17 protein-coding genes and 1 pseudogene are annotated in these 23,636 nt (G+C 72.6%); 10 read left to right on the top strand and 8 right to left on the bottom strand.

All coding sequences use genetic code 11. The annotated features are described in order from the left end of the window. The first annotated feature begins 25 nt into the window (after nucleotides 1–25). The gene (locus MTF65_RS06180; protein ID WP_243627157.1) at nucleotides 26–1,084 is read left to right on the top strand and encodes an enoyl-CoA hydratase/isomerase family protein; all 1,059 of its coding nucleotides are present in this window, start codon (nucleotides 26–28) and stop codon (nucleotides 1,082–1,084) included. A gap of 86 nt (nucleotides 1,085–1,170) precedes the next feature. Here MTF65_RS06180 and MTF65_RS06175 read toward each other — a convergent pair whose 3' ends face one another. Further along, nucleotides 1,171–1,950 carry a TetR/AcrR family transcriptional regulator gene (locus MTF65_RS06175; protein WP_243627156.1) on the bottom strand — a complete coding sequence of 260 codons (780 nt, stop codon included), beginning with the start codon at nucleotides 1,948–1,950 and terminating at the stop codon, nucleotides 1,171–1,173. Nucleotides 1,951–2,068: 118 nt separating this feature from the next. Next, nucleotides 2,069–4,744 (bottom strand): ATP-binding cassette domain-containing protein, encoded by a 2,676-nt coding sequence (locus MTF65_RS06170; RefSeq protein WP_243627155.1) that lies wholly within the window; start codon nucleotides 4,742–4,744, stop codon nucleotides 2,069–2,071. Between the two features lie 96 nt (nucleotides 4,745–4,840). On the opposite strand from MTF65_RS06170, the gene MTF65_RS06165 reads away from it, so the two are divergent. Next, on the top strand, nucleotides 4,841–5,599 hold the full coding sequence (locus MTF65_RS06165) for a TetR/AcrR family transcriptional regulator (RefSeq protein WP_243627154.1): 759 nt from the start codon (nucleotides 4,841–4,843) through the stop codon (nucleotides 5,597–5,599). A gap of 80 nt (nucleotides 5,600–5,679) precedes the next feature. On the opposite strand, the gene MTF65_RS06160 is transcribed toward MTF65_RS06165, so the two are convergent. Next, nucleotides 5,680–6,603 carry an SDR family oxidoreductase gene (locus tag MTF65_RS06160; protein ID WP_243627153.1) on the bottom strand — a complete coding sequence of 308 codons (924 nt, stop codon included), beginning with the start codon at nucleotides 6,601–6,603 and terminating at the stop codon, nucleotides 5,680–5,682. Between the two features lie 49 nt (nucleotides 6,604–6,652). Between MTF65_RS06160 and MTF65_RS06155 the strand changes: the two are divergent. After that, nucleotides 6,653–6,841: pseudogene (locus MTF65_RS06155) on the top strand (cytochrome P450); the annotation flags it as partial. Here MTF65_RS06155 and MTF65_RS06150 read toward each other — a convergent pair. Beyond that, complete coding sequence (locus tag MTF65_RS06150) at nucleotides 6,792–7,901, bottom strand: esterase family protein (RefSeq protein WP_243627152.1); 1,110 nt, start codon at nucleotides 7,899–7,901, stop codon at nucleotides 6,792–6,794. The pseudogene MTF65_RS06155 and the gene MTF65_RS06150 overlap by 50 nt on opposite strands. A gap of 191 nt (nucleotides 7,902–8,092) precedes the next feature. Between MTF65_RS06150 and MTF65_RS06145 the strand changes: the two genes are divergently transcribed. Next, the gene (locus tag MTF65_RS06145) at nucleotides 8,093–8,971 is read left to right on the top strand and encodes a hypothetical protein (protein ID WP_243627151.1); all 879 of its coding nucleotides are present in this window, start codon (nucleotides 8,093–8,095) and stop codon (nucleotides 8,969–8,971) included. Here the strand turns inward: MTF65_RS06145 and MTF65_RS06140 are convergent. From MTF65_RS06140 to MTF65_RS06125, 4 genes are all read right to left on the bottom strand, one after another. Further along, nucleotides 8,961–10,571 (bottom strand): molybdopterin-dependent oxidoreductase, encoded by a 1,611-nt coding sequence (locus tag MTF65_RS06140; RefSeq protein WP_243627150.1) that lies wholly within the window; start codon nucleotides 10,569–10,571, stop codon nucleotides 8,961–8,963. The genes MTF65_RS06145 and MTF65_RS06140 overlap by 11 nt on opposite strands. A 43-nt stretch (nucleotides 10,572–10,614) precedes the next feature. Then, nucleotides 10,615–10,914, bottom strand: a complete 300-nt coding sequence (locus MTF65_RS06135) for a hypothetical protein (protein WP_243627149.1) — start codon at nucleotides 10,912–10,914, stop codon at nucleotides 10,615–10,617. A gap of 161 nt (nucleotides 10,915–11,075) precedes the next feature. Further along, a complete protein-coding gene (locus MTF65_RS06130; protein WP_243627148.1) occupies nucleotides 11,076–13,451 on the bottom strand; it encodes an alpha-N-acetylglucosaminidase in 2,376 nt (791 codons plus the stop codon). An 11-nt stretch (nucleotides 13,452–13,462) separates the two neighbouring features. Then, nucleotides 13,463–15,142: a ricin-type beta-trefoil lectin domain protein gene (locus MTF65_RS06125; protein WP_243627147.1), complete on the bottom strand. Its 1,680-nt coding sequence runs from the start codon at nucleotides 15,140–15,142 to the stop codon at nucleotides 13,463–13,465. 247 nt (nucleotides 15,143–15,389) lie between these two features. Between MTF65_RS06125 and MTF65_RS06120 the strand changes: the two genes are divergently transcribed. The 6 genes from MTF65_RS06120 (at nucleotide 15,390) to MTF65_RS06095 (ending at nucleotide 23,348) form a co-directional block, all read left to right on the top strand. Continuing rightward, complete coding sequence (locus MTF65_RS06120) at nucleotides 15,390–16,043, top strand: TetR/AcrR family transcriptional regulator (RefSeq protein ID WP_243627146.1); 654 nt, start codon at nucleotides 15,390–15,392, stop codon at nucleotides 16,041–16,043. After that, nucleotides 16,043–16,963 (top strand): serine/threonine dehydratase, encoded by a 921-nt coding sequence (locus MTF65_RS06115; protein ID WP_243627145.1) that lies wholly within the window; start codon nucleotides 16,043–16,045, stop codon nucleotides 16,961–16,963. Before MTF65_RS06120 ends, MTF65_RS06115 begins: the two co-directional genes overlap by 1 nt. A 164-nt stretch (nucleotides 16,964–17,127) precedes the next feature. Continuing rightward, nucleotides 17,128–18,462 carry a sugar ABC transporter substrate-binding protein gene (locus MTF65_RS06110; protein WP_243627144.1) on the top strand — a complete coding sequence of 445 codons (1,335 nt, stop codon included), beginning with the start codon at nucleotides 17,128–17,130 and terminating at the stop codon, nucleotides 18,460–18,462. After that, nucleotides 18,459–19,367, top strand: a complete 909-nt coding sequence (locus MTF65_RS06105) for a carbohydrate ABC transporter permease (RefSeq protein WP_374207165.1) — start codon at nucleotides 18,459–18,461, stop codon at nucleotides 19,365–19,367. Before MTF65_RS06110 ends, MTF65_RS06105 begins: the two co-directional genes overlap by 4 nt. A gap of 5 nt (nucleotides 19,368–19,372) precedes the next feature. Further along, the gene (locus MTF65_RS06100; protein ID WP_243627348.1) at nucleotides 19,373–20,263 is read left to right on the top strand and encodes a carbohydrate ABC transporter permease; all 891 of its coding nucleotides are present in this window, start codon (nucleotides 19,373–19,375) and stop codon (nucleotides 20,261–20,263) included. Nucleotides 20,264–20,324: 61 nt separating this feature from the next. Further along, on the top strand, nucleotides 20,325–23,348 hold the full coding sequence (locus tag MTF65_RS06095; RefSeq protein ID WP_243627143.1) for a glycoside hydrolase family 38 C-terminal domain-containing protein: 3,024 nt from the start codon (nucleotides 20,325–20,327) through the stop codon (nucleotides 23,346–23,348). Nucleotides 23,349–23,636: the final 288 nt, after the last annotated feature.

Genomic DNA, 23,636 nt, shown 5'->3' with positions numbered 1-23,636 from the left:
CGGACCACGCTACATACTGGCCGGTGTGAAGAGCGAAGATGCCGTAGACGACACGGTCCTGTTCGATGTCGAAGGCCGCACGGCGGTGATCACCCTCAACCGCCCCAGGGCCCTCAACGCCCTCACCCACCCCATGGTGCTGCGGATCTCCGAGGCCCTGACCGCCTGGGAGCGCGACCCCGCCGTCGCCCAGGTCCTCATCCGGGGCGCGGGCGAGCGCGGCCTGTGCGCGGGCGGGGACATCCGCGCCATACACGACGACGCGAAGGCCGGTACCACCGCCTCCGCGGACTTCTGGCGGGACGAGTACCGGCTCAACGCGCGGATCGCCCGCTACCCCAAGCCGTACGTCGCCCTCATGGACGGCATCGTGATGGGCGGCGGCGTCGGGGTATCGGCGCACGGCGACGTCCGCATCGTCACCGAGCGCTCCCGTATCGCCATGCCGGAGACGGGCATCGGTTTCGTCCCGGACATCGGCGGCACCCACCTGCTCGGCCGCGCCCCCGGGGAGCTCGGCACCCATCTCGCGCTCACGGGCTCCGCCGTGGGCGCCGCCGACGCGCTGCTCTGCGACCTCGCCGACCACTTCGTCCCCGCCGCCCGGCTGGCGGACCTCACCGCCGGACTGCTCGCCGGAGCGCCCGTCCGCCAGGTGCTGGCGCGGTACGCCGGCCGGCCGACGGCGCCCGCTGAACTGACCGAGCGGCGCCCCTGGATCGACCGGTGCTACACGGCCGACACCGTCGAGGAGATCGTGGAGCGGCTGTTCGGCGAGGGGGACCCGGCCGCCAAGGAGGCGGCCGAGACCCTCCTGGCCAAGTCGCCGACCTCGCTCAAGGTCACCCTGGCGGCCGTCCGCAGGGCGCGCGAACTCGGCTCGCTGGAAAAGGTGTTGGCGCAGGAATATCGGGTCTCCTGCAACGCGCTGCGCTCTCCCGACCTGGTGGAGGGGATCCGGGCCCAGGTCATCGACAAGGACCGCGCCCCGCGGTGGTCGCCGGCCACGCTGTCCGAGGTCACCGACGAGGGTGTGGCCCGGTTCTTCGCCCCGCTCGGCGCGGACCGCGAACTGCGGCTGTGACGCCTGTCCGGCCGTGACGCCTGTCCGGCCGTGACGCCTGTCCGGCCGTGACGCCTGTCCGGCCGTGACCCGGCCCCGGGCGCCGCTCAGCCGTGGCCGAGCCGTGCCTCCAGGCCGTCCAGGACCCGCTGCAGGCCGTAGTCGAAGTTCTCCTCGCGCAGCGTCCGCGGGTCCCGGCCTTCCCGTGCCGAGTGCTCCACGGCCAGCAACGGATGCTCGGCCAGGGCCTGTTCGGCGGCCGGGCGCAGGCTCTCCAGCCACTCCTGCTCGCTGCGGCCGCTGCGGGCGAGCGCCGAGAGGTAGGCGGCCTCGCTGGTCGTCGCGCCGACGACGTAGGAGATGACGGCCTTCATCGCGAGGTCCGCCTCGCCCGGCGGGAAGCCGGCCGACTGGAACAGCGCCATCATCCGCTCGGACATGTTCATCAGATTCGGGCCGAGGTGCGCGAGCCCGACCTGCCCGAGCACCGAGGCCACCCACGGGTGCCGCAGGCCCATCGCGCGCAGGCTGTGCCCGCTGAGCGCGACGGCGGCCCGCCATCCGGCCGGATCGCCGGAGTCCGGAACCTCCGGCACCTCCAGCTCCCCGTAGACCTCGTCCACGACCAGCTCGATCAGCTCGTCCTTGTTGGCCACGTGCCGGTAGAGCGAGGTAGCCGCCGAGCCCATCCCGCTGCCGAGCCTGCGCATGCTCAGCGCCTCGATGCCCTCGGCGTCGAGCAGCCGTACCGCGGCGGCGACGATCTGGTCCCGGCTCAGCGCGGGCTGCTCCTTCTGCCGGCGCGGGCGCGTCCAGACCGAGGGCACGGCCGGGGCGGCCGCGGGCGTGGTGGGGTTCGGGTTCCGCTGCTGCTCGTCTGCCGACATGGCCCCACCCTAGCGCACGTGCGAACGCCGTACGCATGGCGCGTACGCCCGCGAGGGGGCTGCGTACGGCGTTCTCGTACGGCGTTCTCGTACAGCGTTCTCCTCGCGGGCTGCCGGGTCAGGCGCCGACGTACGCGCGCAGGTGGCGGGCGGTCAGTGTGTCCGCCTCGGCCACCAAGGTCGCCGGGGTGCCCTCGAAGACGACCCGGCCGCCGTCGTGGCCACCGCCCGGGCCGATGTCGATCAGCCAGTCGGCGTGCGCCATCACCGCCTGGTGGTGCTCGATGACGATCACCGAGTTGCCGTCGTCCACGAGCCGGTCCAGCAGCGCGAGCAGCTTGTCCACATCGGCCATGTGCAGCCCGGTCGTGGGCTCGTCCAGGATGTACGTCGAGGACTTCTCCGCCATGTTGATGGCGAGCTTGAGCCGCTGGCGCTCGCCGCCCGACAGGGTGTTGAGCGGCTGCCCGAGCCGCAGATAGCCGAGGCCCACATCGGCGAGGCGCCCCAGGATCGCCCCGGCCTGGCCGGTCGGGAGGAACGCGTGCGCCTCGGTGACCGGCATGTCCAGCACCTCGCTGATGTTCTTGCCGCGCAGCAGGTACGTGAGCACCTCGGGCGTGAAGCGCTTGCCCTCGCACTGTTCGCAGACCGAGGCCACCCCGGCCATCATCGCCAGGTCCGTGTAGACCAGTCCCAGGCCGTTGCAGTTCGGGCAGGCGCCCTCCGAATTCGCGCTGAACAGCGCCGCCTTGACCCCGTTGGCCTTGGCGAAGGCGGTCCGGATCGGGTTCAGCAGCCCGGTGTACGTGGCCGGGTTGGAGCGGCGCGAACCGCGGATCGGGGACTGGTCGGCCACCACCACCCCGTCCCGCCCGGCCAGATAGCCGTGGATCAGCGAGCTCTTCCCGGAGCCCGCCACCCCCGTCACCACGGCCAGCACCCCGAGGGGCACGTCCACGCTGACGTCCTTGAGGTTGTGCAGATCGGCGTCCTTCACGGACAGCTGCCCGCGCGGGGTCCGCACCGACTCCCGCAGCCGCGCCCGGTGTTCGAGGTGGTTCCCGGTGAGGGTGCCGGAGGCGCGCAGGCCCGCCACGTCCCCGCTGTAGCAGAGCTGCCCGCCGGCGGTGCCCGCGCCCGGCCCGAGGTCCACCACGTGGTCGGCGATCGCGATGACCTCGGGCTTGTGCTCCACGACCAGCACGGTGTTTCCCTTGTCGCGCAGGCGCAGCAGCAGATCGTTCATCCGCTGGATGTCGTGCGGGTGCAGGCCGGTGGTCGGCTCGTCGAAGACGTACGTGATGTCCGTGAGCGAGGAGCCGAGGTGCCGGACCATCTTGACGCGCTGGGCCTCGCCGCCGGACAGGGTGGCCGAGGAGCGGTCCAGGCTGAGGTAGCCCAGGCCGATCTCGACGAGGGAGTCGAGCAGGCCCCGTAGATTGGCGAGCAGCGGCGCCACGCCCGGGTCATCGATCCGGCGGACGAACGCGGCGAGGTCGCTGATCTGCATGGCCGAGCACTCGGCGATGTTCACCCCGTCGATGCGCGAGGAGAGCGCGGCCGCCGAGAGCCGGGTGCCGCCGCAGCCGGGGCAGTCGGCGAAGACCACGGCCCGGTCCACGAAGGCCCGGATGTGGGACTGCATGGACTCGCGGTCCTTGGACAGGTACGTCCGCTGGATCTTGGTGATCAGGCCTTCATAGGTGTTGTTGGCGGAGCCGACCTTCACCTTCACCGCCGGCTTGTGCAGGAAGTCGGCCCACTCCTGCCCGGTGAAGTCCTTGAGCTTCGTATCGGGCGAGTAGAAGCCGGAGTTGGCCATGACCTGCCAGTACCAGGAGTCCACGGCGAAGCCCGGGGCGGTGATCGCGCCCTCGTTCAGGGACAGTTCGCGGTCCACGATCTGGTCCACGTCGATGTCGGAGACCTGGCCGGCCCCCTCGCAGTGCGGGCACATGCCGTCCGGGGTGTTGAAGCTGAAGGCGGTGGAGGTGCCGATGTGCGGGGCGCCGATCCGGCTGAAGATGATCCGCAGCATCGTGTAGGCGTCGGTGGCGGTGCCCACGGTGGAGCGGGAGTTGGCGCCCATCCGTTCCTGATCCACCACGATGGCGGCGCTCAGGTTGTGCAGCCCGTCCACGTCCGGCCGGCCGAGGCTCGGCATGAACGACTGGATGAAGGCGGTGTACGTCTCGTTGATCATGCGCTGCGATTCGGCGGCGATGGTGCCGAAGACGAGCGAGGACTTCCCGGAGCCGGAGACGCCGGTGAAGACGGTGAGCCGGCGCTTGGGGATGTCGAGGGAGAGGTCGGCGAGGTTGTTCTCGCGGGCGCCCCGGACCTGGATGACCTGGTGGCCGTCGGCGGCGGTCGCGGTCTGCTCGTTGGTGGTGGTGGTGGCGTTGTCGTTGCCGGCTTCGCCGGCCCAGTCGACCAGTTGGATGATCACGCCGTTGGGGTCGGTGACCTGGAACAGGCGCTCGCCCCACGGCTCCTCGCGAAGTTCCATGGTGATCGGGGCGCCCTCGGCGCGCAGCCGCTCGTACTCGCCGGGCAGATCGGCCACGGTGAAGGCCAGGATCTGTCCCGCCGCGTGCTGGTCGCGGAAGCCCTGGGGCAGGACCTCCAGGCCGCGCCGCAGGAAGATCACCTGCGGTCCGCCGGAGTGGGCGAGGGAGGCGAAGCCCTCGGCGGCCATCACCTCCTCGTAGCCGAAATGCCTGGCCAGGAAGGAGGCGGAAGCGGTGACGTCATCAACGTTCAGGGATATCGCGGTGCTGGTGATCTGCACGGAACTCCTTGTCGCGCCAGTGTCTCGAACCTACATTGTACATAGTATTCTGTACGGCGTAGAAAGTTTTCCCGAAGATGGTGGAAGGGGCCCGTCGTGGCGAAGGACCGGAGCGGTGCGGGCGACCCCGTGCGGACCCTGGAGCTGCTGTGGCGAGAGCCCGGCCAGGAGCCGCGGGGCGGGCGGCGCGGGCCGCGGCAGGGGCTCAGCGTCGATGCCGTCGTGCTGGCCGCGATCGGGCTCGCCGACGAGGAGGGGCTCGCCGCGCTGACCATGCGGGCGCTGGCCCAGCGCCTCGGCGTCACCCCGATGACCGTGTACACGTACGTGCCGGGCAAGGCCGAACTGCTCGACCTCATGCTCGACGAGGCGTACCGGACCATGGAGCGCCGGGAGGCGGGAGCGGGGGACCCGTGGCGGGCGAAGGTCACCCGGGTGGCCGAGGAGAACCGGGACCTGCTCGTCCGGCACCCCTGGATCGCCGACCTGTCCGTCACCCGCCCTCCGCTCGGACCCGGGGTGATCGGGAAGTACGAGCACGAGCTGGCGGCGTTCGAGGGCATCGGGCTCACCGACGCCGAGATGGACGCCGCCCTCACCCACCTCCTCGGCTTCGTCCACGCCACTGCCCTGGCCGCCGCCGACGCCGAGGCGCACAACAGGCGGCAGAGCGACGAGGAGTGGTGGACCGTCAGCGCGCCCCTGCTGGAGCGGGCCATGGACGCGGAGCGCTACCCGCTCGCCGTCCGGGTCGGCGGGTCGGTGGGCGCGTACAGCCCCGACACCGTGTGGGCCTTCGGTCTGCGGTGCGTCCTGGACGGCCTCGCCCGGCTGCTCGACACCCGGGAGGGCTGAGCGGCGCCAGGGGGTGTTTCTCGTGCCAGACCCCGCGACGCCGCGGAGATCCGAGAAACACCCCCTGGGGGCGAGACCGCTCAGCGGTAGCCGGTGGGGTCCGGGGGGAGGCCCGGGTCCTGGACCTCGACCATGTACCGCCACGCGTCCGGCCGGCTGCCGTCCAGGTCCGTGAAACCGTAGACCCGGGCCAGCTGACCGCTGGAGAGGGACTGCCCGTTCCAGCGCGACACGTCCGGGTCGGCGGCCAGCGCCGCGACCGCGCGGCCGACGTAGGAGGGCGTCTCGGAGATACCGAAGTGCGGGACCTTCTCCAGCGCGTCCCGCCAGTTCGCCTCGGTCACCCCGAAGGTGTCGAGCATCATCTCCGACCGCAGCCAGCCCGGCGTCAGGGCCACCGCCGTCGCCCCGCGCGGCCCCAGCTCGTGCCCGAGCGCGAACGCCATCCGCAGGACCGCCGACTTGGCGATGTCGTAGAAGAACGACACCCGGTAGTGGCTCGCGTTGTACTCCGCCGTGCCGTCCGTCATCTCCACCACCAGCCCGCCCGGCTCGCGCAGCAGCAGCGGCACCGCGAAATGGCTGGTGATGGCGTGGGTCTCCACCGCCAGCCGCAGCAGCCGCAGCCCCTTGTCCAGGTCGTGCTCCCAGACCGTGCTGTCCCACTCGAAGAGCAGCTCGCCGCCCCAGACGTCGTTCACCAGGACGTCGAGCCGCCCCTGCTCACGATCGACGCGCCCCACCAGCGCCTCGACCTCCGCGGGCACCAGATGATCGGCGACCACCGCGATCCCGTGCCCGCCCGCCGCCGTGACCAGCTCGGCCGTCTCCTCGACCGTCTCCGGACGGTCGTACTCCGACCGCCTCCCGCGCGTGCTGCGCCCCGACACGTACACCGTCGCGCCCCGCGCGCCCAGCTGCACCGCGATCCCGCGCCCCGCGCCCCGCGTCGCGCCCGCCACGAGGGCGACCCCGCCTTCGAGTGTCCGCTGTGGTTCCGCCATGCCGCGACGGTACGCCGCACCCGGCCACCCGGCGTGGAACCACGCGCGGGCTTGCCACGGGGCGCACTACCGCGTCGGCGCGCCGCTCGCCCGGCTGGAGGCGACCATCGCCCTGGAGCGGCTGTTCACCCGCTTCCCGGACCTCGACCTCGCGGTCCCCGAGCCCGAACTCCCGCACCAGCGCGGCTTCATCGGCAACAGCGCCGAGGAGCTGCCGGTGCGCCTGACGCGGCCGTAGCGGCCGGGGGCGAGAGCTCCGTACTCAGCCAGCCCAGCGCGTCCGGGTACATCCCGGTCCAGGTCTGGAAGTTGTGGCCGCCCCGGGGCCGGACGAGGGTCTTGACCCGCACTCCGGTGCCCTCGGCGGCCTCGGCGAACGCGGCCAGCTGCCGCGGCGGACTGTTCTCGTCCTGCGCCGAAGTGGCCAGGAACAGGGCGGTGTCGGCGTTCTTCACGTGCGCGACCAGCCACATCGGGCTGTTCCGCTCCCGCACCGCCGGGTCGGACAGCACCGCGGGGTCCCCGGTCAGCGGATCCGGTTCCAGGGCCGCGCCCGCGCGGAACACCTTCGGGTACTGGAGCGGCAGCTTGGCCGCGCAGAAGGCCCCGGTGGAGACGCCCATCAGCCCCCAGCCCTCGGGCCGGCGCAGGGTACGGAAGTTCCTGGCGACCAGGTCCGGCACGTCCCGCGCGAGCCAGTCGGCCAGCTTGCGCCGCGGGGTGTTCGTACAGTCCGTGTTCACCCCGCCCGGGTACAGCTCCGGGATCACCACGATGAACGGGTGGGAGGCGCCCAGCCGCACCAGCCGCTCCAGCGAGCCCGGCATGTTGCCCAGGTCGATCCAGGTCCGGGGCGAGCCCGGGTACCCGTGCAGCAGCATCAGCACCGGGAACCGGGTCTTCTCCGCGCCCGGCGCGTCATACTCCGGGGGAGTCCACACCATGACCTGACCGGCGAGTTTCGAGTGCGAGCCGCGGAAGTACGTGCTGCGGGTGCCGTCCCCGCCCCGGATGAACCTGGCCCGCCCGAGTGGCGGACCGGTCATCGCCGAGGCGTCCTGACCGGTGCCGGTGCCCAGCAGGTCGTCCCAGGAGGAGTAGAGCCCGTAACTGCCGTTGATCGAGGCGGCGACGACGCAGATGGCCGTCAGCTGGCACAACCCGGTCATCAGCACCCGCGCGGGCCAGCGCACCCAGCCGGGTCCGGGGATCCGGTTCCACAGGAGCAGCAGAGCGAGCATCGCGAGGGCGGTGGTGACGATGAGTGTGACGAGGAACGACGTGCTGGTCAGCTCCACGGCGCCGGCTCCTGGGGTGTCCTGGTTGTCCCGCCAATGTACGGTGCGCCCCCCTCCGGGAGGGGTCGGTGCGCACCGTGTCGGAGCGCGTCGAGGCCTGAGCCGCTCAGGGGCCTTCGAACGACTCGCCGACACGCGCCGCGTGGCCCACGCGGGCGTACCTCCCGCGCCGCGACGGCGTTGTACGCGCTGTGATCAACGGATCCGTCGCGGCCGCCCTCGCCCGGGCCGCCGCCGCCAACGCCGAACCGACCTACCAGGTCAAGCTGCTGTTGAATCCCGGCACGGTCCTCGACCTGGACGGCGTACCGCTCGCCGAGCCCGCGGCCGCCCTCTCCCTCGCCGGGGACGCCGGCTTCGAGTCCGTCCAGTACATGGACGACGACCGGCTGAGCCTCGCCGGACAGTGCTGGATCATCCGGATCCGCCGCGACGGCGACGAAGGCCGGATCCGCCTCACCTACAAGACCCGCTTCGCCATCGAGGGCAACGGCGCCGACCCGGCGGCCGTGCGGCGCGCGCTCGACCGCGCCAACGAGGTCAACTTCGATGCCAGCGACACCAATTACGTGCCGCAGGTCAACCTGGGCTACGCCCGGGCCACCCTGGACTTCTCCAACAAGAAGCGCGAGCCCGCCCCGCACCTCGCCCCCGGCGAACTGCCCGGCACCGAAGCCTCCCGCGCCCTGGCACGCGAGCGGATGCCCGGAAAGCTCAGGAACTGGCCGCGCAAGCCCGCGGGCTGGGCCGACGCCGTGACCGCCAACTCCCTGGTGTACGGCCCCGTACGCCAGACCAGCTACCCCGGACGGCTCCTCGGCCGCGCCCTGGAGATGCAGGTGACCCCGCTGCGCACGGCGTCCGGCGAGCCGGACTGGTTCGCCGAGATCACCGCCAAGGCAGCCGGCCTAGGGGAGGCCGTGGACCTCCGCTCGGAGCTGATCGGCAAACTCCGGCCGGAGGGCTGGCTGCTGGAGCGGGAGGCCTTCAAGACCGACGTGATCCTCGTCCCCCGCCCCCGCCCCCGCCCCGCCGCACCGCGGCCCCCGGGGGACGCCGTCACGGGGTGATCCCGGTGCGCGACCGGACCCGGACCGCCACCGTGTGCCAGCCCGTCGCCCCGTCCGGGAGCGTGCCGGTGCGTTCGCCCGTCTGGACGGCGCCCGTGCCGTCCGTGGCGCGGACCTCCAGACTGTGGCGGCCGGGTGTGGCCTCCCACGGCCACACCCACTGCCGCCAGGTGTCGACCCCGTCCGCGTCCCCGAGCCGGGCGTCCCGCCACGGACCGCCGTCCACCCGTACCTCGACCCGGGCGATGCCCCGGTGCTGCGCCCAGGCCACCCCGGCCACGGCCACCCGGCCCTCCTCCGGTTCGTCGAACGGGCGCGGGGTGTCGATACGGGACTGGGTCTTGACCGGCGCCCGCTGGGCCCACGACTGGCGCACCCAGTACGCGTCGTACGCCGCGAAGGTGGTCAGCCGCAGCTCGCGCAGCCACTTGCACGCGGACACATATCCGTACAGGCCCGGCACCACCATCCGGACCGGGAACCCGTGGGCGAAGGGCAGCGGCTCACCGTTCATCCCGACGGCCAGCAGCGCTTCCCGGCCGTCCATGACGGTCTCGACGGGCGTGCCGATCGTCATGCCGTCCACCGAGCGCGCCACCAGCTGGTCGGCCGGACCGCCCTGGGACGGCGGCCGGACCCCCGCCTCGCGGAGCAGGTCGGCGAGGCGTACGCCGAGCCAGCGGGCATTGCCCGCGTACGGGCCCCCGACTTCGTTGGACACGCAGTTCAGGGTCATGTCGTGCTCGACCAGCGGGCGGGCGAGCAGGTCCCGCAGATCGAGGGTGAGGGGCCTGACGCCCTCGCCGTGGATGCGCAGCCGCCAGGTGTCCGCGTCCACGCGCGGGACGACCAGGGCGGTGTCCACGCGGTAGAAGTCCCGGTTCGGCGTGAAGAACCGGGAGATCCCCGGCACCCGCAGCTCCGCGCCGGCCGGGACGGGCGGCGCGGGTACGGCCGGCCGGGGCAGGACGAGGTCCGCCCGCGAGCGGGTGGCCCCCGCCGAACCGTGGGCGCCGAGGCGGCGCCCGGCGTAACCGGCGACCGCCGAGACCGCGAGCGTGGCCACGACCAGCCGCCCGAAGCCGCGCCGGTCCATGGGCCACGTCCCGCCGGGCGCCCCGCCCACCGGCCGGGGCCGGTTCACCGCCGTGACCAGCAGATACAGCACCCCGGCCGCGACCAGCCCGCCCACCAGCGCCGGCAGGGCGTCCCGCCAGGAGGCCTCCGGGCGGCTCAGCGCGGCCACCGCCCCGATCACCCCGAACAGGCCGGCGAGGCCGATTCCGGCGGGCAGGTGCCGTACGGCGAGCAGCCCGGCCGCGACGGCCACCGCGCCCAGGACGGCGACGATGCCGAGGGTCAGGACGAGTTTGTCGGCGGTGCCGAACTGGCGGATCGCCCATTCCTTGAGGGCCGCCGGCGTACGGTCGACCACGGCCCCGCCGACCGCGGTGAGCGGGGCGGACTCGGGCCGGACGGCCGCGGCGGCCAGCTCCGCCAGCGCCAGCCCGGCGCAGGCGGCGACCACCCCGCTGAGGGCGCCGAGCGCGCGGCGGTGCGGATGCCTCGGGTCTGCCTTCACAGGGGTCACAGGGGTCATACGCGTCACCGTCCGCCGGGATCGCTACGGATTATCCCCCGCGTCATCCCCCCGCGCGCGGACGGCCGGCGCGCTCGGCGGCGCGGCGGGCCATGGACTGCGGGTAGCTGACGTCCTCGGGCTCCGGTCCCGCGCCGGCCCGGCCGGCGGCGAGTTCCCCGCGCTTGCGCAGCTCCACCACCCCCTCCGTGAGCAGCCCCCGCGGATCGCAGGCGTGCGGCGGCTCCTGCGCCCGCCGCGCGGACCGGCCTAACGGGTCCGGGGCCGGATCCGCGGCCCCCGCGGCGAGGAGCGTGAGCAACTCCAGCGTCGCGAGAGGACGCTCCGGCTCGGTCTCGGACATGCTCGTGCCCTTCTGACGGCGTGGGAAGGGGCGGCCGCCGGACAGCTCCGACGGCCGCCCCTGAGCGTTCCGTGCCAGTGAACCGAGCGCCCGCCCGCGCGGCGAGCCGCTTGCTTCCCCGTCCCCCGGACGGGTAACGAGATTCCCCCGGGAGGGTGAGATCACCGCCCGAGGGTGCCGGCGGCGAGTGCGCGCGCGACCCCGGCCGCGAGGGCGTACGGGTCCCCGCTCGGCGTGCTCGGATGCCGGGTGGTGCGCCGCGCCCAGTCCTCCTCGAAGTCGTGCCAGTCGATCGCCCTCGGCGCGGTACCCGCCACCAGGGCCTTCTCCAGCGAGGTGAAGTACACGTCCCACCGGCGGGCGTACAACTCGCCGATCAGGCCGTTCCATTCGCGGTTCGCGTAGTCGTGCAGGAAGCCGCCCTCGCTGGTGGCGCGCCGGCCCCACACGCTCAGGAGCGAGCGGGCGTCGTACTCGTACCGGTCCCGCTCGGCCTCGTCCGCGCCCCAGGAACGGGCCGCGCCCAGCCAGCCGCCCAGCAGGAAGTTCGGGTCGGAGCCGACGAGGGCGTCCAACTCCCGCTCCGCGTCCCGCCATGCGGCCGTCAGGCGGCGGAACGCGGCCAGATCCCCGGCCTCGTACGCCGCCTTGATCTTCGGCAGCAGTACCCGGGAGTGGTTCGCGAGCGCCTGCCGGGCGGTGTCCACGAGGTCGAAGCGGTACGCGCTGGACCCGCGCAGCTCCGGCTTCACCTTGAGCAGGTGGTCCAGGGCCTTGCGCACCGAATCGGCCGGGTAGCGCAGGGACGTGGGACTCCAGTACGCCGCCCCCGCCGCGGTCAGACTCGGCCGGGCGGTGAACAGGCTGTCCTGGGACTCCGACCACAGACCCGAGGAGGTGCTGTACGGACCCTTGCGCAGCTCCTCCCACGCCGCGGCGGCCTCCGCGTCGGGCCGCCCGTACCGGCGGGCCGCGAAAGCGGCGAACCACGCGCGCTGGTCGACGGGGGCGGGCTCCCAGGCCAGGTCCGTGTACAGGTCGAAGGCGGCCGGATTGGTCCCGGTGGCCTCCGGCAGGTACGCGATCCCCTTCAGCGCGCTGTTCGGCTTCGCGCGCCAGGCGCCGAACCGGTCGATCCACACCGAGGTGTTGGCGCCGATCGTGGTGTGCCCGCCGAAGTTGTAGATCGTGCCGATGGCGTACGGGGCGCCGCCCCAACGGGTCTCCCGGTCAAGGCGGTTGTACCGGTCGGACAGCCCGTCCAGGATCAGCAGCTTCGAGGTGTCCACCCCGGCCAGCAGCTCCGCCGTCGGATCGTCCTGCCAGCCCAGCACCGCCCACAGCGCGCCGGGATGCGCCGCGTGCAGGGCCTGCTGGATCGCTCCGGCTGCCGACTTCACCTCCACGGAGCCCGTCTGGCCGCCTTCGTGCAGCGGGCTCATCCGGTACATCGCGCTGTCCCCGAACACCGCGCGCTGCTCGGCGTAGTAGGCGGCCGCGAGCCGCTGGAACACCTGCGAGGACGGGTCCAGCCAGTCGGGCCGGTCGAAGCCCGCCCAGTCGCCCTGCGCCACCGTGGCCGCCCCCGGGTTGCGGGCGGCGAACTCAGGCGGCACGGTGCCGAAGTAGCCCGGCAGCACCGGGGTCATGCCGAGTTCGCGCAGCCGCTCGGCGATGCGCCCGCCCAGCTCGGCGCGCTCGCGCATCAGCCGCTCGGTGACCGGGCCGCCGAACCCGCTCAGGTTCTGCAGCAGCCACCAGCTCTGGTGCCCGGGGCCGGGGATCCACTCCCGCAGCTCCTCGGCGGAGTAGCCGAAGCCCTGGAGCGCCCGGTAGTACGGGTATTCGGCGCCGACCTGCACGAACACCTCGTTGATGCCGTGCAGGGCGAGCAGGTCGATCTGCCGTTGGTGCTCCTCGAAGGAGCGGTACGGGCCCGAGTAGCCGTCGTCCGTGTCGTTGAGCGCGTACCGGTGCGGGACCAGTGCGCCGCGGGTGACCGGCGCCGGTACCGCCGGCAGCTTCGCGGGCAGCATCCCGAGGCTGTCGCCGGGCCAGCCGATGTCGGCGCCCGCGATGTGCTGGAGGTACCAGCCGACCCCGGTGAGCAGGGTGGCCCCGGTGGAGCCGCGTACGGTGATGGCGCCCGCCGACCCGGACACCGTGAAGGTGTCGGGCCCGGCGGCCGCGTCGGGGACGAGGGTGAACTGCCCGGCGTGCCGGGGCAGCAGCCGCTCCAGCGCGGCCCGGGCGGGGGCGGCGTCGAAGGTCCGCGGCCCGGGAGCCGCCGGCCGCGCGTCCTCTCGTACGCGGACGGGTGCGGGCGATCCGGCGCCGGGGGCGGCTCCGGCACAGACCAGGGTCAGCAGGGCGGCGGGCAGCACCGCGAGGGCGGCCCGCCGGGAGCGTGTACGTGCCGCGGCGCGTGCCGCCGGGCCGGGTGCCGGGCGTGCCGCCGGGCCGGGCGCCGGGCGCGGGGTGGGGCCGGAGCTCTGGCCGGCCACGCCGCCGGCCGGGATCCGCTGCGAGGTCGTCATCGGGCGCGCCGTCAGACCGGCAGGGCCCAGGCCTGGTCGACCCGGTGGTCGCCGCACTCGGTCAGCCGCAGCCGCTCGGCCGGGGCGTCCGGGGTCGCGGCCGCCGCCGGAGCCGTCAGGCACAGCTCGCTGACGGCCTCGACCAGGGCCCCGTCCCGGCGGTGCGTCCAGCTCTGCCCGGGCTCCCCGGGCGCGCAGTCCGCGAGCTCCACCAGGCCGTTCTCGCCCGCCGACAGGCACTCGCCGGCCAGCCGCAGGCTCGCGTCGGGCCCCAGGGTCCAGCGCTGGTCTGCGGCCGCGGTGCAGCCCGCCATCACGACCGCCCCGACGCCGGTGGTGTTGGCCCCGTCGGCGCACTTCGCGCCGTCGCCGACGATCTGCCCGGTCGGGACGGCCTCGTCGCAACCGCGCGGGCTGAGCCGCCAGACGGCCGTGTCGTGCGCGGCCAGCCTTCCGGTCAGGGAGTCGGAGACCTCGGTGCGCTTCCCGGTCCACAGGTCCTTGGCGTCCACCGTGCAGGAGTCCAGCCCGATGTCGGCCAGCGGTACGGAGATGTTCCGGGTGGCGCCGGACCGGTTGAGCACGGCCACGGCGCGGTCGCCGTTCGCGAGCGGCCGGGCCAGGACCTCGAAGGTGGCGTTGGAGGAGACCACCGCTCCCTGGCGGCCCATGGGGTCCTGGTCGAGCGCGATCAGGTCGGCGTTGCCGAGCGCGTCGAGCCCGGCCGGCGTGAGCCGCGAGACCTCGGAGGACAGGATGAAGGGGGCGGCCATCATCGCCCACAGGCCGACCTGGCTGCGGCTCTCCGCCGCGGTGAGCCCGGGCGCGCCCGCGATCAGGAAGTCGGGGTCGTTCCAGTTCCCGGGGCCCGCGTACCGGCCGAGCCAGCGGTTGTAGCCGTAGTTCCCCATCACCGAGCTCCATCGCGAGGTCGCGGGCGCGGCCGGCTGGTACACCTTGATGTCCTTGCCCTCGCGCCACAGCTGGCCGGTCTCGCCGACCCAGCCGAGCACCTTGTGCCAGTCGGAGCCGCCCCATTCGCCCTGCTGGAAGTAGGCGGGCGCGGAGGCCGAGAGCACCATGTCCCGGCCGGAGTCGCGCAGCGCGGCGGCGACGGAGTGGTACGCGTCGCGGTAGGCCCGCTCCTTCGTCTGGCCCGGCGGCACCCACAGGTTGCAGCCGTCCATCTTGACGTAGTCCACCTTCCAGGACGCGAACAGCCGGGCGTCCTGGGCGTAGTGGTCCGCGCCGCCACCGGCCGGGGCACCACTGCCGGGGTACTTCTCGCAGGTGACGGAGCCGGCGTCCTCGTAGATGCCGAACTTCAGGCCCTTGGCGTGCAGGTACTCGCCGAGCCAGGCCATGCCGTGCGGGAACTTGGCGGTGTCGGTCACCAGATCGCCCCGCGCGTCGCGGCTCCCCCGCATCCAGCAGTCGTCCACGGTCACCGTGTCGTAGCCCTTGGCGGCGAGGCCGGTGCGGACCAGCGCGTCCGCGTTCGCGACCACCTTGGCCTCGTCGATGTCGCACAGGTAGTGCGCCCAGTTGTTCCAGCCCATGGGCGGGGTGAGCGCGAGCGGGGTGTCCGAGGTCGCGGTGGGCTCCGCCGTCGCGGGGGCGGGCGGGAGGGCGAGGGCGAACAGGGCGACCGCGGTCAGGCAGGGGAGCGACGCACGCAGGCGAGGCGGCACGGAGTCTCCTTGACGTGGGGGGCGGGCGATCCGGTGGACGGGAGGCCGTGCGCCCAGTGCAGCGCTGCGGTTACGCTCTGTCAACGACGGTCGATGCATATCGGCCAATGACCAGCAATTTGGCCGTAGTAGACGTCACACGATCGGGGAGTGGCGCGCGACGAGGGGGTGTGGCAGGGCATGTGATACGGCGGCTGTGACACCGTCTGATACGTCGTCTGATACAGCGTCTGATACGGTGTATCTCATGCCGAGGAGATCAGCAGCCCTGGATCGCGCGACACCCGAGACGATCGCCGTCGCCGCACTGCGGATCCTCGACGAGGAGGGGCCGAACGCCCTGAGCTTCCGCTCCCTCGCCGAGCGGCTCGACGTCTCCCACGCCACCGTCCAGCGCCGCTGCACGGACCTGGCCGGCCTGCTGGACCTGTGCACCGAACACCTCGCCGCCCAGCTGCCCGACATCCCCGCCGGAACCGACTGGGCCGAGGCCGCGGAGCGCCGGTTCACCGGGCTCTACCGGCTGCTCGTCGCCCACCCCGGGCTGCTCGTCCTGCGCGGCGGCCGGCCCTGGCTCGGGCGGCAGCTGCTGGCCCGGCTCGTCGAGCCCGCACTCGCCGACAGCGTGGCCGCCGGGATGACCGCCGCCGAGGCGATGACCACGTACCGCCGGATGTACCTGCTCACCCTGGGCAGCGCGGCCTTCGTGGACCACCGGGACCCGGCCGGGGCCACCGCCGCCTCGCGGGCGGCGCTCGCCGCGCTCGACCCGGAGCGGTTCCCGGTGCTCTCGGGCGGGCTGGCCGACGTACTGCCGGCCCTGACCGACCACGAGGTGTACTACGGCGCGCTGCGCCAGCTCATCGAGGCCGCTCGGCCTACGCGAAGGGACGCCCACTGATGGAACAGCAGCTCGACTACGCCGCCGTACGCGCCGCCGCGGGACGGATCGCCGGAACGGTGCGGCCGGTCGCCGTGGTGCCCGCCGCCGAGGGCGTCTGGTACGCGCTGGAGTCCCTCCAGCACACCGGCTCCTTCAAGGCCCGGGGCGCCCGCAACTTCCTCGCCGCCCACCACGCGGCCGGCGCGCTCCCCGACGCGGGCGTCACCATCGCCTCCGGCGGCAACGCGGGCCTCGCCTGCGCCTGGGCGGCCCGGGCGCAGGCGGTGCCCGCCACCGTGTTCCTGCCGGCCAACGCCCCGCGCGTGAAGGTGGAGCGGCTGCGCGGCTACGGGGCCGACGTACGGCTCGTCGGCGCCACGTACGCGGAGGCGCTCGCCGCGTGCGAGGAGTTCGCCGCCGCGAGCGGGGCGCTGAGCAGCCACGCGTACGACCATCCGCTGATCGCCGCCGGGGCGGGGACCCTGCTCGACGAGATCCGGGCCGCACTGCCCGCAGTGGACACCGTGGTCGTCGCGGTGGGCGGCGGCGGTCTGTTCGCCGGGATCGCCACCGCCGCGCGCGAGCACGGGGTACGGGTGGTCGCGGCCGAGCCGGCGAACTGCCGGGCCCTGAACGCCGCGCTGGAGGCGGGCCGGCCCGTGGACGTGGCGGTGGACTCGGTGGCGGCGGACTCGCTCGGAGCCACCCGCGTCTCGGCGGACGCGCTGGCCGCCGCGCGGCACGGGAACGTGCGGTCGGTGCTGGTCCCGGACGCGGCGATCACCGCCTCCCGGCGCGCCCTGTGGGAGGAGCACCGGATCGTGGTCGAGGCGGGCGCGGCCACCGCCCTGGCGGCGCTGCGGACGGCGTCCGAACCGCTGGGCGAGCGGGTCGCCGTGGTCCTGTGCGGGGCGAACACCGACCCCGGGGACCTGTAATCAGGGGACCTGTGCGGTAAAGCGCATGAGTGAGTGCTTTCCCGAACCGCCCATAAGAAGTCAGCCACCGGGACTTCGACCGCATTGACGGACCGTTCCCTTTCGGGCCAGCGTGGGCGGTGCGCTCCGGCAGCGAGGCCGGAACTCCCCCGAAGGCGGAGACGATGACCCGTTCCGACGTGAGCCGTACGGCCATCGCCACACTCGTGGCGGGCGCCCTCCTTTCGGTCTCCGCCTGCGGCCTGAGCGGTGGCGGCGGGGAGGTGAAGGAGGCGGAGAAGTCCGGCAAGGTGGCCGGCGAGATCACGTTCCGCACCCTCCAGCTCAAGCCGGTGTTCACCTCGTACGTCCAAGGCGTCATCGACGCCTTCGAGCGGAAGTACCCCGAGGTCAAGGTGAGATGGGAGGACGTGCCGGGCGACGGCTACAACGAGAAACTCGTCGCCGACGCCCAGGCCGGTGCCCTCCCCGACGTCGTCAACCTCTCCACCGACTCCTTCCAGCTCCTCGGCGACCGCGGCATGCTCGCCGACGTGGCCAAACTCGACGGCGAGGTCGCCAAGGACTATGTCCCGGGCTCCTGGGAGCAGTTCAAGCTCCCCGGCAAGGGCGACGGGGTGTACGCCTACCCCTGGTACGTGACGCCCGAGATCCTCACGTACAACAAGGTCCTCTTCGAGAAGGCCGGTCTCGACCCGGCCGAGCCGCCCACCAGCGTGGAGCAGTTCTTCGACTACGCCGAGGCGATAGCCGCCCGGTCGGACGGCCAGTACGCCGCGTTCATGGCCGACCCCAAGGGGCGGCTGCCCGGGGACTGGCAGAAGATGGGCATACCGATCCTCAGCGAGCAGCGGGACAGGTTCACCTTCGACACCGACAAGGCCGTGGAGTGGGTCGAGCGGATGAAGGACCTGTACGCCAAGGGCGCCATGCCGAAGGAATCCCTGCTCAAGTCGGACGACATCAACCAGCTGTACGGCGCCGGAAAGCTCGTCTTCGGCCCCGGCTCGCCGGGCTTCGTCAAGGACGTCAAGCAGAACGCCCCCGAGGTCTACGCCACCACCCAGGTCGCGGGCGCCGTCACGGGCAAGCTCGGCCACATCGGCATCTACGCCCAGTCGCTCGGCATCAAGAAGGACACCAAGCACCTGGACGCGGCGACCGAGTTCGCCAAGTGGGTCACCAACGGCCCCAACCAGGTGGAGTTCTCCAAGAAGGCCACGATCTACCCCTCCAACGCCAACGGCCTCGCCGACCCGTACTTCTCGGACCGGGGTGACGGCAAGGACGCCGAGACCGTGGCCCGCGCGGTCGGTGCCGGGCAGCTGAAGACCGCCGCGCTCGACGCCAACACCCCCGTCCAGTGGACCAATCAGGTCGGCGACGCGGTCGTACGCGAGATGCAGAAGGCCATCAAGGGCGAACAGGATCCGAGGACGGCCGTGAAGAAGGCACAGGAGGAGGCCAACGAGCTGCTCGCCAGGACGGCGCGGAAGTGACTCCCCCCGGACGGGGTCCGGGGGACGCACCGGGCCACCGGAAGTGGTGGACCCCCTACCTCTTCCTCGCCCCGGGCCTGGTGATGGTGACGCTGTTCAGCCTCTGGCCGTTCGTCAACACCGTCATCCTCTCCTTCACGGACGCCCAGATCCTCCGCGGCGGCACCTTCGTCGGCTTCGACAACTACACCCGCGCCTTCGCCGACCCCGACTTCTGGGTCGCCACCGGCAACAGCGTGCTGTACCTGCTGGTCGTCGTGCCGTGCCTGGTCCTGCTGCCGCTGGCCCTCGCCGTCCTCGTCCGGACGAAGATCCCCGGCATCGGACTGTTCCGCTCGGCCTTCTACACCCCGGTGATCGCCTCGGCCGTCGTCGTCGGCCTGATCTGGCAGTGGGTGCTGCGCAGCGACGGGCTCGTCAACACCGTCTTCCAGAAGATCGGGATCGTCTCCGGGCCGATCCCGTTCCTGACCGACAGCACGATGCTGCTGATCTCCGCGATGATGGTGACCGTGTGGAAGGGCCTCGGCTACTACATGGTCTTCTACCTCGCGGCCCTCGGAAACGTGCCCGCCTCCCTCTACGAAGCTGCCGCCCTGGACGGCGCCGGCCCCGTCCGCCGCTTCTTCAGCATCACCGTCCCGCAGGTGAAACCGATGATGCTGCTGGTCGGCACCCTCTCCGCCATCTCCGCGCTCCGCGTCTTCACCGAGATCTACATCCTCGGCGGCGAGAGCGGCGGCCCCGGCGGCGGCGCCCGCACGCTGCCCTTCCTCATCCGGCAGGTCGGCCTCGGCTTCTCCGGCGAGACCGGATACGCCTCCGCGATCTCCATCCTGCTGTTCCTGCTGACCCTGGTGTTCAGCCTGCTGGGCCACCGCCTGTCGAAGGGAGACGAGAGTTGAGCACCGTGTCCCGCCGCACCGTGTCCCAGCGCGCTGTGTCCCACCGCGCTGGGGATGGCGGCGCCCGGGCCGACCTCAGGCGCCGTCGGCTCGGCCTGGTCGGCCGGTACGCCACGCTGACCCTGATGCTCGTGGTCATGCTCGGCCCGATCGTCTGGCAGTTCCTGACCTCGATCCGCGGCCGGACGGAGAACGTGTACGACGGGGTGCTGCCCTCGCGGCCCACCCTCGACAACTACGTCCGGGTCGCCGACTCGTTCCCGCTGCTCCAGTACGTCGGCAATACCCTGACGGTGGCGGTCCTCGCCATCGCCTCGAACCTGCTGTTCGCGGCGATGGGCGGATACGCGCTCTCCCGGGCCGCCTGGAAGGGCCGCAAGACCGTCTTCACCGTGCTGGTCGCGACGCTGATGTTCCCCTTCGAGTCCGTGATGATCTCGATGTTCCTGACCGTCCGCGAGATGGGCCTGGTCGACACGCTCATCGGTGTCTGGCTGCCCGGCGCGGTCTCCGTCCTCAACATCATGATCATGAGGGCGGCCTTCCTGGCCGTGCCCGGGGAGATCGAGGAGGCGGCGGTCCTGGACGGGGCCAACGAGTGGACCCGTTTCACCCGGGTGTTCCTCCCGGCCGCCAAGGGCGCCCTGGCCGTCGTCTGCATCACCAGCTTCATGGGCGCCTGGGACGACTTCCTCTGGCCCCTGCTGGTCCTCACCAACAGCGACCACTACACCCTGCAGCTCGGCCTGAAGACGCTGGCCGGCGCCACGACCGTCAACGACCAGCGGCTGATCGCCGCCGGGGCGATGGCCGCGCTCTTCCCGATGATGCTGCTCTTCTTCGCCCTCCAGCGATATTTCTTCAAGGGCGTGGGGGAGGGAGCGGTCAAGACCTGAGCCCCTCCCGAACCGCACGCCTGGCCCGTCATACGACAACCCCTCCCCTGGAGCAGCCGTCATGCATGACGACCGCAGCATCACCGAACACCGCCTCCGCCGCGTCCTGGGCGAACGGATCAAGCCCGCCGTCCACTCCCGCCCGGTCCCCCTGGCCATCGAGCGGTGGGACGCCCCGGGCGAACCCGTCCCGGTCACCGAAGGCCTGGCCGCCCCGTACGGGCCCTGCGCGATCGGCGACATGTGGGGCCCGGCGTGGGGCACCACCTGGTTCAAGGTCACCGGCGCCGTCCCGTCCGACTGGGCCGGCCGCACCGTCGAAGCCGTCCTCGACCTCGGCTTCGACCGGATGATGCCCGGCTTCCAGTGCGAGGGCCTGGTCCATCGCGCCGACGGCGGCGAGATCAAGGCACTCAACCCGTACAACGACTGGGTGCGCGTCGCCGACTCCGCGCGGGGCGGCGAGCGGATCGAGTGGTACGTGGAGGGCGCGGCCAACCCGATCCTGGTGGACCACTCGGCCACGTACGAGGGGGACCGGCGGACCAGCGGCGACCAGCCCCTCTACCGGCTCGCCCGGATGGACCTCACCGTCTTCGAGACCGAGGTCTGGGAACTCGTCCAGGACCTCGAAGTGCTCTACGACCTGATGACGCAGCTCTCGCGGGACGACGCCCGGCGCCACGAGATCCTGCGCGCCATCGACGCGTCGCTCGACGAGGTGGACCTGGACGACGTCGCCGGCACGGCGGCCGTCGCCCGCGCGCGGCTCGCCGGGGTGCTCGCGGCCCCCGCCAACGCCTCCGCGCACCGGATCAGCGCGGTCGGCCACGCCCACATCGACTCCGCCTGGCTGTGGCCGCTGCGGGAGACCGTGCGCAAGGTCTCCCGTACCGCGTCCAACATGGTCGCCCTGATGGACGAGCATCCCGAGTTCCTCTTCGCCATGTCGCAGGCGCAGCAGCTCGACTGGATCAAGACGTACCGGCCCGAGCTCTTCGAGCGGGTCAAGAAGAAGGTCGCGGACGGCCAGTTCGTGCCGGTCGGCGGCATGTGGGTGGAGTCCGACACCAACATGGTCGGCGGCGAGGCCATGGCCCGCCAGTTCCTGTACGGCAAGAAGTTCCTCATGGACGAATTCGGCATCGAACCACGCAACGTGTGGCTGCCCGACTCCTTCGGGTACACCGCGGCGATGCCGCAGATCGTGAAGCTGTCCGGCGCCAAGTGGTTCCTGACCCAGAAGATCTGCTGGTCCCAGGTCAACAAGTTCCCGCACCACACTTTCTGGTGGGAGGGCATCGACGGCACGCGTGTCTTCACCCACTTCCCGCCCGTGGACACCTACAACTCCGACCTCGGAGGCGCCCAGTTGGCGCACGCCGCCCGCAACTACCAGGAGAAGGGCCGGGGATCGCGCTCGCTCGTCCCCTTCGGCTGGGGGGACGGCGGTGGCGGCCCCACGCGCGAGATGCTCGCCCGGGCCAGGCGCCAGCGGGACCTCGAAGGCTCCCCGCGCGTCGAGATCGAGCGGCCCGACGCCTTCTTCGAGAAGGCCCACGCCGAGTACGAGGACGCGCCCGTGTGGGCCGGCGAGCTCTACCTGGAGCTGCACCGCGGCACGTACACCTCCCAGGCCAAGACCAAGCAGGGCAACCGGCGGAGCGAGTCGCTGCTGCGCGAGGCCGAGCTGTGGGCGGCCACGGCCGCGGTGCGGGTACCGGGGTACGGATACCCGTACGAGGACCTGGAGCGGATCTGGAAGACGGTGCTGCTGCACCAGTTCCACGACATCCTGCCCGGCTCCTCCATCGCCTGGGTGCACCGCGAGGCCCGCGCGACGTACGCGAAGGTACGGGAGGAGCTGCGCGGGATCACCCTCGCCGCGCAGCTGGCGCTCGCCGGGGAGGGCAGGGAGGAGCTGGTCTTCAACTGCGCCCCGCACGCCCGGCGCGGCATCCCGGCCGGCGGCGCGGGCCGTCCGGTGGCCGCCGGACAGCCGGTCACCCTGGAGGAGCGGCACGGAGGCGGGCAGACCCTCGCCAACGGGCGGCTGCTGGTGGAGATCGACGGCCGGGGGCTGATCGTCTCGGCGTACGACCTGGAGGCGGGCCGCGAGTCGGTGGCCCCGGGCGGGGCCGCGAACCTGCTGCAGATCCACCCGGACTTCCCGAACATGTGGGACGCCTGGGACATCGACGCGTTCTACCGCAACAAGGTCACCGACCTGGTCGGTCTGGACGCGCTGGAGGTCGTGGAACTCGGCCCGGAGGAGGCGACGGTACGCGTGAGCCGCTCCTTCGGCTCCTCCAGCGTGGTGCAGTCGATCACCCTGCGGGCCGGGGCCAAGACGGTCGACATCGTCACCGAGGTGGACTGGCACGAGACGGAGAAACTGCTCAAGGCGGCCTTCCCGCTGGACGTGAAGGCCGAACGGTCGGCCTCCGAGACCCAGTTCGGGCACGTCTACCGGGCCACGCACACCAACACCTCCTGGGAGGCGGCCAAGTTCGAGATCTGCGCCCACCGGTGGATCCACGCGGAGGAGCCGGGGTGGGGGGTCGCGGTGCTCAACGACTCCACGTACGGCCATGACGTGACGCGGGACGTGCGGGCCGACGGCGGCCAGACCACCACGGTGCGGCTCTCGCTCCTGCGGGCCCCGCGCTACCCGGACCCGGAGACCGACCAGGGCAGCCACACCCTGCGCTACTCGCTCGCGCCGGGCGCGACGATCGCGGACGCGGTGCGCGAGGGCCACGCGCTGAACCTGCCCGAGCGCGTGGTGCCGGGCGCGGGCCCGGTCGCCCCCCTGGTGGCGGTGGACGACGACGCGGTGGTGGTCGAAGCGGTCAAGCTGGCCGAGGACGGCGGCGGCGACGTGATCGTGCGCCTCTACGAATCGCGCGGCGGGCGGGCCGGGGCCACCCTGGCGGCGGGCTTCCCGGTCGCGGAGGCGGTCGAGAGCGACCTGCTGGAACGCCCGCTGGAGGGCTCGGCCGTCGGGGCCCTCACACGGAACGGTGCGATTCCCCTGACCCTGCGCCCCTTCCAGATCGTCACGATCCGCCTCCGCCGGGGCTGACGCCGGCAGCCGCCGGTTCGGTCTCCGGGCACAGCGGGAGACCGAACCGGCGGCGGCATTACGGCACTACGGCACTACGCCCCGCGCCCGCCGCGGGGCGTGAAGTGCGCCACAGCCGCCCGCCGCGCCGCACCGGCCCGGGACCCTGAGTCCGGGGTTCCGGCCCGGGGTTCCAGGTCCGAAGCGCCCCCGATCGCGCCCGGACCGCCCCGCGCCGGGTTATGCACTTAGTTGCAAAACCTCCCGCGCCTCGCTAGAACAGGGGCATCACCCCCGCGCGAGGAGGCG

This window comes from Streptomyces sp. APSN-46.1 (assembly GCF_022815725.1).
Lineage (GTDB): Bacteria > Actinomycetota > Actinomycetes > Streptomycetales > Streptomycetaceae > Streptomyces.
Note: the sequence above shows the minus strand (reverse complement) of the source record. Positions and strands in the feature narration are given on the sequence as shown.